This window comes from Robertkochia flava, assembly GCF_020166515.1.
Taxonomy (GTDB): Bacteria; Bacteroidota; Bacteroidia; order Flavobacteriales; family Flavobacteriaceae; genus Robertkochia; species Robertkochia flava.
Genome location: NZ_JAINZT010000005.1, coordinates 398,474 through 410,934, shown reverse-complemented (window position 1 = coordinate 410,934; position 12,461 = coordinate 398,474). Strand labels below are relative to the sequence as shown.

General features: G+C 45.4%; 10 protein-coding genes. 6 read left to right on the top strand and 4 right to left on the bottom strand.

Going from position 1 to position 12,461, the window contains the following annotated elements; translation table 11 throughout:
• Window positions 1-8 precede the first annotated feature (8 nt).
• Together K7R11_RS08320 and K7R11_RS08315 are read right to left on the bottom strand one after the other, a co-directional pair.
• Window positions 9-419, bottom strand: a complete 411-nt coding sequence (locus K7R11_RS08320; protein ID WP_224490074.1) for a hypothetical protein — start codon at window positions 417-419, stop codon at window positions 9-11.
• A 37-nt stretch (window positions 420-456) separates the two neighbouring features.
• The gene (locus K7R11_RS08315) at window positions 457-1,227 is read right to left on the bottom strand and encodes a hypothetical protein (protein ID WP_224490073.1); all 771 of its coding nucleotides are present in this window, start codon (window positions 1,225-1,227) and stop codon (window positions 457-459) included.
• 342 nt (window positions 1,228-1,569) lie between these two features.
• Between K7R11_RS08315 and K7R11_RS08310 the strand changes: the two genes are divergently transcribed.
• From K7R11_RS08310 to K7R11_RS08295, 4 genes are all read left to right on the top strand, one after another.
• Window positions 1,570-2,067, top strand: a complete 498-nt coding sequence (locus K7R11_RS08310; protein WP_224490072.1) for an RNA polymerase sigma factor — start codon at window positions 1,570-1,572, stop codon at window positions 2,065-2,067.
• Between the two features lie 70 nt (window positions 2,068-2,137).
• On the top strand, window positions 2,138-3,055 hold the full coding sequence (locus K7R11_RS08305) for a FecR family protein (protein ID WP_224490071.1): 918 nt from the start codon (window positions 2,138-2,140) through the stop codon (window positions 3,053-3,055).
• Entirely contained in the window at window positions 3,045-5,558 is a 2,514-nt protein-coding gene (locus K7R11_RS08300) for a TonB-dependent receptor (RefSeq protein ID WP_224490070.1), read from the top strand. Before K7R11_RS08305 ends, K7R11_RS08300 begins: the two co-directional genes overlap by 11 nt.
• Window positions 5,559-5,731: 173 nt before the next feature.
• Entirely contained in the window at window positions 5,732-6,451 is a 720-nt protein-coding gene (locus K7R11_RS08295) for a hypothetical protein (protein WP_224490069.1), read from the top strand.
• Between the two features lie 84 nt (window positions 6,452-6,535).
• Here the strand turns inward: K7R11_RS08295 and K7R11_RS08290 are convergent, their stop codons facing one another.
• Window positions 6,536-9,007 carry a zinc-dependent metalloprotease gene (locus tag K7R11_RS08290; protein WP_224490068.1) on the bottom strand — a complete coding sequence of 824 codons (2,472 nt, stop codon included), beginning with the start codon at window positions 9,005-9,007 and terminating at the stop codon, window positions 6,536-6,538.
• Between the two features lie 410 nt (window positions 9,008-9,417).
• On the opposite strand from K7R11_RS08290, the gene K7R11_RS08285 reads away from it, so the two are divergent.
• Complete coding sequence (locus K7R11_RS08285; protein WP_224490067.1) at window positions 9,418-10,245, top strand: universal stress protein; 828 nt, start codon at window positions 9,418-9,420, stop codon at window positions 10,243-10,245.
• Between the two features lie 28 nt (window positions 10,246-10,273).
• Complete coding sequence (locus K7R11_RS08280) at window positions 10,274-10,723, top strand: DUF2267 domain-containing protein (protein ID WP_224490066.1); 450 nt, start codon at window positions 10,274-10,276, stop codon at window positions 10,721-10,723.
• On the opposite strand, the gene K7R11_RS08275 is transcribed toward K7R11_RS08280, so the two are convergent.
• Window positions 10,720-12,438: an adenosylcobalamin-dependent ribonucleoside-diphosphate reductase gene (locus K7R11_RS08275; protein ID WP_224490065.1), complete on the bottom strand. Its 1,719-nt coding sequence runs from the start codon at window positions 12,436-12,438 to the stop codon at window positions 10,720-10,722. The two genes, K7R11_RS08280 and K7R11_RS08275, sit on opposite strands and share 4 nt — an antisense overlap.
• Between the last annotated feature and the right edge of the window lie 23 nt (window positions 12,439-12,461).

Below are 12,461 nucleotides of genomic sequence, written 5' to 3'. Positions count from 1 at the left end.
ATAGTAGGTTAGTTTCCGGGAGAAATGGAAAAAGACCCATCTCCCTTAAAATTATTTAGTACAATCTTTACGGTCCATTCTCCTGGCACCCCGGCCTGGGAAACCCCCGAACGGGAATCTTCCCCCTGTCCGGCTACAATAGTTCTGTCCAGTACAACAGCTCCGTCAGCATCCTGAAGGATCAACTGAAAAGATCCGTTTGATGCAGCCGTAATATCCATATTGTAGTCAACAGTAGCCAACGGATTGTTCCATGTATAGCTTTTATTTAAACTGCCTCCCTGTCCGGTGACATCCCCATCAAAATCGGTATTTTGGGCGGTAATATTCACCTTTGCCATGGGCTCATCATCTTTACTACACCCAATGGTGGCTAAACTGATAAAGGCGATCATTAAAGTTTTAAAAACAAATTTCATAGTATAGGTAAGTAAGTTAATTAGTTAAGATTCCGGGTTAGTCCTCTAACAGTTCGATGTGATTTTTAATGGCTTCCTTAATGGCATCTGCCAGGTCATTGTTCCCATCTTCATCCATAGGGCTGATCTCTACTGTGCCATCTCCGTTGCCATCGGTGGCCGCAGAAAGGTCTATTCCGAAATCCTGGGTAAAGATCCCGAGAAGATCAAAATTGATGGTAACACTTTCGGCACCTTCAGTGATAACGATGTTTTGCTCCACATCTTCAAAATCAACCTCTACCTCATCATTGAAATCGTGCCAGAAAACAAAAGGAGTACCTTCGAAGGTTCCCTCTATTAAAATTGATTTTCCAAATAGAGCACTTTCCGGGTCATCACTTTTTTCAAACTCGAATTCCAGTTCTTCAAAAGGTCCGACAGGTACACTGATATTCATCAATTCCACCTTTCCGGCCAATAGGTCCACTACAAACGGGCCTTCCAGCTCAAATTCATCTTCAGAATCGTAATAGCCATCATCATCCCAGAGATCGTCATCCCCAGAATAATTATCATCATCATAATTTTCATCCTCATAATCGATCTCCAGCTCGAACTCTTCGATATTGATCAGGAAGGTGGAAAGGTCAAGTCCGGGAGCAACTTCCTTGTGAGAAGAACTCTTAGCTCCTGTTTCAACCAAACTGTTAGCCACATTAATACTGAGCTGACCTCTTGTCGCAGGATCATCATTGTCACTGCAGGAGATCATAAGCAAGCCTGAAAAAAACAAGCCGGATACCTTTGATAAAAGTTTAAAATTCATGGTTTTAATTTTAAAGGTTAATTTTTTCCCGATCGGGACTTAAGCTGTTTTGATGCCCGAATCAATTATAAAACAACACAACAGTGAAAAATTACCCTTCGGGAATTAATTTTTTTTTAAAACATCAGAATGCACATACCTGCAATTCATTATTTCCCCTCCTGAAACACTTGCTTACCCTTTTATAGCTTCTATTAAGACACCTCATTCTATTTGAAGCGACCAGGGTTCGAATGGATATCCAGGCATCAGAATATCCATCGCACCTGCATTTTCATAAAATCTGTTATCTTAACCACAACTTTTATTTATCTATGCAAATAGAAATCAAGCCCGGATCTTATGGACATTTGTAAGGAAAAAGTATTTTCCGAGATCTATAATAAATACATACAACAGGTTTCCAACTTCTTATATTATAAGTATGGTGCAGGCAGGGATAACTTCGATATTGCCCAGGAAGCCTTTGTAAAGCTGTGGCAGAATTGTAAGAAGGTACCCCCGGAAAAAGCCAAAGGATACTTATTCACGGTGGCTAACAATACCATGCTTAACGAATTAAAGCATCAAAAAGTGGTGTTGAAGCATCAAAAAGAGGCTGTCAAAGACTATGATCAGGAAGATCCGCAATTCATTCTCGAAGAACAACAATTTCTTAAAAAGTACGAACAGGCCCTTGCCGGACTCAGTGAGAATCAAAGAGTGGTGTTCCTGCTGAACCGTGTGGAAGGGAGGAGCCACCAGGAAATTGCAGAAATATTAGATCTATCAATCAGGGCCGTTCGAAAACGATTGTATATGGCCGTTGAAAACCTGAGAAAACACATTGACGGCATCTGAATTTCAAAGTTTAAACCCTTAAGGGGTAAACATTAATGATAAAGTTGTTTAGCATATAAAAGGAAACCCGATGAAAAAAGAAGACCTCATCTTGAAGTGGCTTGATAACGATCTGACTCCCGAAGAATTCAGGGAGCTGGAAGCCATGGAGGGTTTTGAAACCTACCGGAAGATCATTGAAAAGGGCGGGGACTTTCCCAACCCTAAAACGGTTGATCCCGTCAAGGGATTAGAAGATCTTCAAGCTCGCATGAAGTCTGCCCCCAAGGTCATCTCCTTTAAAGAACGTATCAGATATGTTGCCGGCATCGCAGCCGCCATTGCTGTACTTTTCACCGCGTATCTATTTTACCAACAGCAATCGCAGGTCAATTTCTCAGCAGACCTGGCCGAACATTCGTCCATATCCCTTCCTGATCAATCTCAGGTAACCCTGAATGCTCAGTCTGAGATCAGCTTTAACGAAAAAGAATGGTCAAAAAGACGCAGTTTGAAATTAAAAGGAGAAGCCTGGTTTAAGGTGGAAAAGGGATCTGCCTTTAAAGTGAATACTAAAAGCGGGTGGGTTCAGGTACTTGGCACCCAGTTCAATGTATACAACCGGGAAGGCATTTTTAAGGTTAGTTGTTATGAAGGAGCCGTAAAGGTAGGAGTCGGTGAAGAGGAGTATACGCTGCGTCCCGGACAAGAGCTCCTGTTAGCGGAAGGAAAATTAACCATGCGCTCTATTGGCGATGCGCATCCGTCCTGGATCGATGGCAGCTCTTCTTTTGAGAGTATACCCCTGGCGCATATCTTTAAGGAGATCGAAAGGCAATACGATGTTACAGTAGATTACCGAAAACAGCTTTCCTCTCAACGCTTTACCGGAGTATTCCCTCATGACAACCTGGATCAGGCCCTTAGATCGGTCTGCCAGCCATTCGGGCTCGAATTTAAGATCAGTGATGATGGTAAAAATGTAAAGATCTCTGCCATTGAGAAATAGCATTTTCTTAAAATTTATATTTTCATTCCTCCTTTTTCCCGGAGTTATTTTTCAGGCATCCGCACAGGAAACAGCCCCTCTGAAATCGGTGCTTATCACTCTGGAATCCCGTTATGAATGCAGGTTCTCTTATGCCGATGAGCTGATCGCTGTTTTTGAGGTAATTCCCCCCTCCCCTGTTTCCACCTTACAAGAAGCGATGAACGACCTGGAGCAGCAAACAGGCCTGGTATTTAAGACCCTCGATAATCGTATTATCACTATAGCTCCTTCCATTCCGTATCCTGAAACCTTATGCGGAACGGTTACCGACATGGAAAACGCCCCCCTGGAAGGGGCCGAGATACGAACCCTCAACCAAAGAACATTTACCAATAGTGATGGCTATTTCAGACTTTCACGGGTGGATCAAAGCGACACCCTTCGCATTACCTACCTGGGATATAAGGCATTGGAGCTTCCTGTTTCATCAATAACCAAATCAGACTGTGGCAGCTACCGTATGCAAGGCGAGATCAACCCATTACAGGAGATCACCTTATACAACTTTCTGGCCAGGGGTATTTCCTTAAAAGCAGATGGGAGCCTGGAGGTTGATGCCTCCCAATTCGGGATCCTCCCAGGGTTAACCGAGGCCGACCCTTTACAGACAGTACAGACCCTCCCGGGCATCAACAGCAATGATGAAACCGTTACCAACATCAACATCCGGGGTGGCAGTCACGACCAGAATTATATCACCTGGAACGGCATTCCCATGTATCAATCCGGACACTTTTTCAGTTATATCTCTGCTTTTAACCCTGATCTTGTGAATGAAACCACCCTGGTAAAGAACGGGACTTCGGCAGCTTATACAGGGGGTGTTTCCGGAAGTATCTTGATGAATTCAGGACAACAAACAGACAGTATCTTCTCCGTTAGCGCCGGCCTGAATCTCATTAATGCCCATGCGGCTTTGAATATTCCTATGGGGAAAAAAGCCTCCCTGAAGGTTGCAGGAAGAAGGTCATTTAACGATCTGTTCCGCTCCCGGGCCTACCAGAATTATTTCAACCAGGCCTTCCAGAATACAGAGGTACTTACCAACCGTGAAAACGTTATTGAAGCCAGTGATTCCTTCCGTTTCTTTGACCTGGGTGGCGTACTTAATTACACCCCGGGAAGCAGGGATCATCTTAAAGCCGGATTTTTGATGATGGATAACAGTTTTTCATTTTTAGAAAACGCCTTCGTGAACAACGTGGAGCAATCCAGAGAAAGCAGCAGTACCCAACGAAATAGCGGAGGTTTTTTCAACTATCAACGATCCTGGAACCGCCGTATAAGCAGTACACTAAACACCTACCATGTTCAATATACCCTGGAAGGGCGAAATGCCGATATCTTGCAGGATCAGCTGTTCCTACAAAATAACAAGGTCTCAGAAACCGGGATAAAACTGGAAGGGAAACTGGAAATTTATGCAGATCTTCTGCTAAAGACCGGTTACGAACTCAACCATACCCGGGTTCAAAACACCGACACCCTGCAGGGCGGTACCATCGCTACCGAGATCGATCAGGATATCACAAGACACGCCTTCTATACGGAAGCATTCTGGGTGCCCTGGGTGGGCAGCTCGTTAAGGCCGGGAATACGTCTTAATTATCTGAAACAACCCGATTTGTTCCTTGCTGAACCGCGTTTGAATCTGGTTCAGGCTCTGGGCAATTCCGGTTATTTAGACCTTTCAGCAGAGATAAAAAGCCAGGTGATCACCCAGGAAGTTGACTTACAGACCGATTTCCTTGGAGTGGAAAACAGGCGATGGTTTCTTTCACAAGAACCTGAAAGACCTGTACTAAAAAGCAGGCAGCTCTCTGTGGGATACCGGTACAATACCGGTCCCTGGAAATTCCATTCAGAAGCCTATTTTAAAGCTGTGGAAGGACTGAATGCCCGAAGTCAGGGGTTCACCAACGCCTTTGAAGGAATTAATGCCCTGGGTAATTACACCTCTAAAGGATTAGACCTGGTCATCAACCATCAATCCGATGCCTTTAATGGCTGGATAAGTTATTCGCTGGCTGAAACCACCTATGATTTTGAAGACCTTTACCCTGAGCAATTTCCCAGCAACTTTAATATTAATCATGCGGTTTCTTCCGGGTTGAGTTATTCATGGCGCCGTTTAATATCTTCCATAGGTTTGAATTGGCGTTCGGGATTACCCACCACCCTGCCTGTACAGGGTAATGAGGTAGTAAACGGAGCAATCAATTACGAGGCACCTAACAGCAGAGTCCTGCCTTATTACCAGAGAATAGACGCTTCCATAAATTATACTTTGAGACTCAATGGCAACGGGTATGCGAAGTTAGGGGTAGCGGTTTGGAATCTGTTTGATCAGGAAAATGAGATCAGCCGTTTTTACCGGTTTACAGACATCAATTTTCCACAACGGATATCCCGGTTTGGATTGGAACGCACCATCAATCTATTTGTTAAATTTGAATTTTAAAGCCATTTATAAAATTCCGGTTTACCGTAGAGGCGGTCCGCTGATCGTGTAGGAAATAAAAAAATAACTTTGGAGGGGGTAAAATTCTCCTTCCGGATTGTTTTAGAAACATATGGGTATTCCCATATCAGAAACCCCTGAAAATTTAAAGATAAAAACTGAATATAAAAATTATGAATAGATTACTACCCCTGAAATGGTCTTGCTTATGTGCTATGGTATTTGTTACGATGATACTGGTGGGTTGTTCCCAGGACAACCTCGACGAGATCGGCTCCGGAACCTCCACCCTCGAGATCTCTGCCGGCCTGTTTTCTCCGGTACAGGCGAAATCGGTTAATGCGCAAAACAAATTTTCCGGAAACCTGAATTTCACCTCCGGGTATATTTGGGTTAGTGAGGTGGAGTTTGACGGTACCCTGGAGAGGGGAACCTCTATAAACAGGAGAATTGAACGATCTTCCCGAATTGACCTTATGAGTGGCGAAGGCGTACCACCCATTGATGATGTGATCATACCTTCCGGCACCTACACCTATGTAAACATTGAAGCCGAATTACGGGATGAAGACGCTCAGCCCGCAATTGTAATGGAAGGTACCTATACCCGATCTGACGGCAGCTCGGTTCCCGTGCGATTTGAATTCAATTCCGGGGAGACCTTCGAAGCAGAAACCGAACAGACGGTTACCCTGACGGAGGATGCTACCGTGATCGGTAAGATCATTATTGACCATTACACCTGGTTCAACAACGTTTCTGTAGCCCTTATGGATAATGCAAACATCAATGCCAACGGGGTACTTCTCATCTCTGAAGAGTTTAACGAAGATATCTATGACCTTGTTACAGACGGACTCGATGAAAGCACGGAATCGGAATTCATCCCTTAAGGAGATTGGCCACAGCCCTTTAATAAAACAAAACACCCGGTTGATGATCAACCGGGTGTTTTTATTTTACAACTGTTTCCTTTTTTAGTTATTCGGATCCAGGATCTCGTCTATACGCTCGCGAAGGTCGCGCAGGTGGTACTTGCTCATCGAATCTCCGGTGCGGTTGATCGCATTGTTTACCTGAGTCCTCAGGGCGGTGAGCTCTGCTCTGGAGATGGCTCTGATATCAGACTGGCTGGCATCGATCTCAGTGGCTGTTCTGCGGCTTTGCTCCTGCTCCTCATGCATGAGATATCCAAGTCTTTCCACATAGGCCCTTTGCAGGTTTCTGCGATAGGTATCTATGGCTGCTCCACGTCTCAATTCGCTGAAGAGACCTGCTCTCAATTCACCCATCATATCTTCCAGGGTATAGGCCTCATTTCCGTACAGGGCTTCATTTTCAATGATCCTCCCCATTCTGCCAAAATCCAGCAGGTTGTTCAGGGTGCGGGTCTGAAGGCTTCGGATGCGTTCCACACTACCATCGTGCTCGATCTTACTCACGATCTCCTTATCCAGCATCCACTCAGGTGTTGCAAAAAGCTGACGCTGTAAAAAGTCCATGGCCTTTTCCTGATGTGCTTTCGGAACATGGGTATATACAGGACCTTCCTGGTCATAGGTTTTGTAGTGTTCATACACACCTCCTATATTATTGCTTACATGCCCCATATACCTGTTGAACTGTGAAAGCACCTGACCGTACATCTGATCAAGCTTTTCATAATTCGCTCCCTTCTCATAAGTCCATTCGATCAGGTTAGGCACAATTCGCTTGAGGTTTTCAATACCGTAATCACTTGCTTTTACCGCATCATCTCCAAGGTCTTCCGTCTGTGAACTTGGGTCAACCACAGTCCACTGCTGTCTTCCGAAACGATACAATGGATCTCCGGCATGCTCCATGATCCAGCTGTCAAGAGTCTCTTTCTCCTCCTTCGCAGTTTTTCCTGGAATGGGTCTGTACCCCCATGATATGGCATACTTGTCATACACCCCGATCTCCGGCATAAGGGCCACTCCCTCGTCTCCGGGTTGGGCTACGTAATTGAATCGCGCATAGTCCATAATAGATGGCGCCGTTCCGTATTTCCAGGTAAAACTGGCAGACCTCAGCGAATCTACCGGATACGCCACACTACTTCCCATATTATGGGGTAACCCCAGGGTATGCCCTACTTCATGGGAAGACACAAAACGAATAAGCCGGCCCATTACCTCATCGTCAAACTCCACTTTTTGCGCATCAGGATTGATGGCAGCGGTTTGAACAAAGAACCAGTTTTTTAACAAGGTCATCACATTGTGATACCAGTTGATATCAGATTCCAGGATCTCGCCACTTCGCGGATCACTTACGTGAGGTCCGTTGGCATTAGGAATGGGAGAAGCCAGGTAACGCACTACGGAATAACGCACATCCTCCGGAGACCATTCCGGGTCTTCTTCTTTTGATGGCGGATCTTTGGCGATGATGGCATTTTTAAATCCGGCGGCCTCAAAGGCAGTTTGCCAGTCTTCAATACCCTGTTTGATATACTTTCTCCATTTTACCGGAGTAGCCCGGTCTATGTAATATACGATGGGCTTTTTGGGTTCTACCAACTCTCCCCTCTCAAATTTTTCAAGGTCTTCATCCTTTACCTCAAGTCTCCAGCGATCGAGGTAGCGAATGGTCTTACTCTCCTGCACATCCAGGCCGTAATCTGTTTGTCCCCTGGCAAACCAACCAACACGCTGGTCAAAATACCGCCTTTTCATAGGTTCTTTAGGAAGCAGCACCATGGAATTATTCATTTCTACGGTAATAGATCCCAGGCTTTCGTTAGAAGGAGGATTCTTGGAATTATAGGTCTTTACATGCCTAGCCTCGATATTCAACGGAAAACTTCTCAGGTTTTCAATGTAGGTGCGGTCTCTGTCGATACTGGTTACTTTATACCGCTCCCTGTAATTATCAGGCAGTCCCAGGGCTTTAACATCGTCTTCAAAAAGACTGTTTACCTGGATGACCACCGAGGTAGAATCCTTACCGATGGCTTTGATATCAAAACTGTGTAAAATGGGCTCGAGGTTGGAATTCACCACCGCCTCATGAATAGGCAGGGAATCAGAAGCAAAGATCTCATGAGACACCACCCTTAGAAGCACTTTTTTGGGTTTCCTTTCCCAGCGAAGCACCTGGGTATTGGCTTTCCCTCCGCCGAAACCTATATTGGTAGCGGTTTTAGCAATACGGGTAACCATGAGCATTTCCCTGCCAAAGAGACTGTCGGGGATCTCATAGTACATTTTGTCATCATCGGTATAGACCGTAAATAATCCGGTGTCTTTTTCAGCACCTGAAGGGATCACCTTGTCAAAAGGTTTGATACCGTTTTTGCTCTCTTTCTTCGCTTCAGACGGAGCTTCTTTTCCGGTCTTCTTCTTAAACAGCTGAGACTCAGCTGAACAGGAGGAAAGAAGCATCCCGGCAGACATAAGCAGCGTAATGCCCAATCTTAATTTCATAGGATGTAGTTTAATTTTTTCTCAAAGAACCTGATTATCACTTAAAATTCTTGTTAAACTTTTATTAAGATTCCTGATTTTGAGACTAAAGTGGTGATGTCGGGTCTGATGTATGAGATCGTGAACCGGAAATACCGGAAAGACACGACCAAAACAGCGTACCATCGCCCTAATGCTCCACCATTTTACCTTCATCCTGCCCGGTTACCAACCAATCCATTTTAAAGCTGGTAACATATGGAGTACTCCATTAACGACTGTTATTTCTATGCATGGGGGAGCAATTTATTTCGGACGGCAGGCACATGAGTGGCTGGGGTGAATAATGTTCGCTTTTAAAACTTCAAAACTGACCCTCATCATTCTGTAAGCCAACTTTTTAAATTTCCTTTAGTTAAACGCTAAAAATCATGAAGACCATTTTGTGCGCCATAGATTATTCAGACAACTCCATCGCAGCCCTGCGTTATGCCCTGGCTTTAGGCAAGGCACTTACTTCCAGGGTAGAGGTTTTTCATGTATATGACCAGCCTACTGTTTTTAGCAGCAATCTCAGAGCAGAAGAAAAAAAACTCGGAAACCTGGTAGCTCAGATCCTGCAAAAAAGCGATGGAGAAAGCCGGGTACACTCCAGTCTTATGGAGCACCGCTCTGTAGTTGAAGGCATTGTTGAAAAGATACGTCACGTCGAGGCCGACCTGCTCATCTCGGGGCGTAAGGGAACGAACAAGCTAAAAGAGTTATTCATGGGCCATGTGGCGAGGGAATTGATACAGCAAGCCCCATGTCCATTCCTCATGATACCCGAAGGCACGGAGTTCAAAGGATTGAAAACCCTCGTTTTTGCTACCGATCTGGAACCGCAGGACCTTCCGGCCATTGATCATTTCACCTCTTTTCTGAGATCCTTTCAGGCTAAAACTCATGTGATCCACGTACTGGCAAAACAGGCGCTGGAGGAGGAAAAAAAGCTACTTGCCTTTAAGGAATGTTTCGTGAAAACCTACACCAGTGAAACTACCCGTTTCACCTTATTGCGCGCAGACAGGGTTTTTGACACCCTAACCCATTACCTTGACGAACACAAAGCAGATATCGTGGCTATGACGGCTCGGGAAAGAAGAGGATTATCCCGTTTCTTACTCAACAGGGATACGGTACAGCAAATGCGCCATTACAGTACGATCCCCCTGTGGGTTTATAATTCATGGAGTACGCCCATTCCCGGAATATCATAATATAAGCAGCATCTTAAAAATAAACACCATGTCACTCAATTTCAACAATTACGCTACCGAAGGCAATACCTTTTTAAAGGCTTATGCCCGAGACCTCGATATGCCGGAGAACCGGGATAAAGCAGGCAGGATACTTACCAGTGTTTTACATGCCCTTCGCGAAGTGATATCCGTGCAGGAATCATTTCAGTTCATGGCGCAACTACCCATGTTCTTAAAGGCGGTCTATGTGAACGGGTGGTCTCCCGGAAAGACAAGGCAAAAGGTAAAAAACATAACGGATTTCACCGATCTGGTCAGGCGTATGGATGGTAAGACCTCCATAAACGATTTCGGATCAGATGAAATGGCCGAAAACTATATCCTGAGTACATTTATTGCCCTTCGGAGATATACCTCCCTTGGCGAAATGGAAGATATCCGATCAGAATTACCTAAGGATTTAAAACACATGGTCTACCATCAGCTGCTGTTCTAACAGGATGAAGCAGAAATCCCGCATCTCCTGTTGAGTACCTGTACCGGTTTACTCTGGTCTCTGTAAATGGTTATACCCTTCAGTCCGTATTTCCAGGCAGTCATTAAAATCATATCGATTACATCGGTAGTGGTATGTTTGGGCAGGTTAATGGTTTTGGAAACCGCATTATCGGTAAATCTCTGAAATGCATGTTGGTGCTTCAGATGGTATTCCCATCCGATCTCCATGCTGGTTTGAAATAACAGGCGGACCTCCTCAGGCAGCCAATGGGCTGCGGCAATTCTTCCGGATTCCCAGATCATAGCCTTCAGCCGTTCATCCCAATACCCCATGGCCTCGAGTTTTTTCCTGACAATCGGCATGGTCGCTTCCTGCCTCTTACCATCTAAGATACCACTGCGGATAAACGAAAGCGCATATAAGGGCTCTACAGCATAGGTGGTATTGGCAATAACTGCCAAAGAGCCTGTGGGTGCGATACTGTTACAGGTGGCATTTCTCATTCTCCTGTCCGGATAAAAATGACTCTCCCCCCAGGAGGGAAACACCCCCTTTTCCTGTGCCAGTGCTTCTGAGGTACTATAGCTTACTTTCTGCACAAACTGCATAAGATCTTCAGCCAGGGTTACAGCCTCCGTTGAAGCATACGGGATATCCAACTCCAATAGCAGTTCTGCCCATCCCATCAGACCCAGACCTATTTTCCTGTTGGCCAGGGTAACCCTTCGCACTTCAGGTAGGAGATAATGATTTACGGTGATCACATTATCCAGAAATCGAATTCCGTGTTGAACCGTTATTTTCAACCGTTCCCAATCCACCTCCTTCCCCCCTTTTCCGGGGCGTAGCATCCGCGATAGATTTACCGATCCCAGGTTGCAACTTTCAAAATCCTGAAGCGGAACTTCTCCACAGGGATTGGTACTGTTGATTACCGAGGTTTTGGCCAAAGGATTCTCCCGGTTAATAGCATCCAGAAAGATCAGGCCCGGATCTCCGGTTTGCCAGGCCATCTGTACAATGGTGTCCCACAGTTCCCTTGCCGGGAGTACACGGGTAATCTCCCGGGTCATGGGATTTCTCAGACTCCATTCCAGGTCTTGGATCACCCGGTTCATGAATTCATCTGTGATCCCCACAGAGAGGTTGAAGTTCTGCAAACTTACCCCATCTGCTTTCACCCTGACAAAGGCTTCAATATCCGGATGATCAATATTAAGAATTCCCATATTTGCCCCCCTGCGCTTCCCCCCTTGTTTCACCTGTCGGGTAGCCTCATCGAACACCTTCATGAACCCAACAGGACCAGAGGCCGTTCCTCCGGAGGAATCGATACGACTCCCGCCGGGTCTTAATTTTGAAAAATTATATCCCGTGCCACCCCCGCTCTTATGGATCAGGGATGCCCTGGCCAGGGTTAAAAATATCTGGTCCAGACTATCTTCTACCGGCAGGACAAAACAAGCACTTAACTGCCCTTGAGGAAGCCCTGCATTCATAAGGGTCGGGGAATTGGGTAAAAATAAGCCTTCACTCATCAGGTTAAAGAATACCTCTTCCCAGAACCCGGCATCCTTGCCTTCTGCAGCGGCAACACCCCTGGCAACCCGGTGAAAAAGCGCTTCAGGCTGTTCCGTGATACTGCCTGCCTCGTTTTTTAGAAGATATCGCTCCTCCAGGATCTGTAAAGCGTTTGCCGTTAATGCTTCCATAATACTAAAGACCTATTAATCAG

Bases quoted from the DNA above. Each gene is read 5' to 3' on its own strand.
- K7R11_RS08320 (WP_224490074.1), bottom strand. From the start codon at position 419: ATGAAATTTGTTTTTAAAACTTTAATGATCGCCTTTATCAGTTTAGCC.
- K7R11_RS08315 (WP_224490073.1), bottom strand. From the start codon at position 1,227: ATGAATTTTAAACTTTTATCAAAGGTATCCGGCTTGTTTTTTTCAGGC.
- K7R11_RS08310 (WP_224490072.1), top strand. From the start codon at position 1,570: ATGGACATTTGTAAGGAAAAAGTATTTTCCGAGATCTATAATAAATAC.
- K7R11_RS08305 (WP_224490071.1), top strand. From the start codon at position 2,138: ATGAAAAAAGAAGACCTCATCTTGAAGTGGCTTGATAACGATCTGACT.
- K7R11_RS08295 (WP_224490069.1), top strand. From the start codon at position 5,732: ATGAATAGATTACTACCCCTGAAATGGTCTTGCTTATGTGCTATGGTA.
- K7R11_RS08290 (WP_224490068.1), bottom strand. From the start codon at position 9,007: ATGAAATTAAGATTGGGCATTACGCTGCTTATGTCTGCCGGGATGCTT.
- K7R11_RS08285 (WP_224490067.1), top strand. From the start codon at position 9,418: ATGAAGACCATTTTGTGCGCCATAGATTATTCAGACAACTCCATCGCA.
- K7R11_RS08280 (WP_224490066.1), top strand. From the start codon at position 10,274: ATGTCACTCAATTTCAACAATTACGCTACCGAAGGCAATACCTTTTTA.
- K7R11_RS08275 (WP_224490065.1), bottom strand. From the start codon at position 12,438: ATGGAAGCATTAACGGCAAACGCTTTACAGATCCTGGAGGAGCGATAT.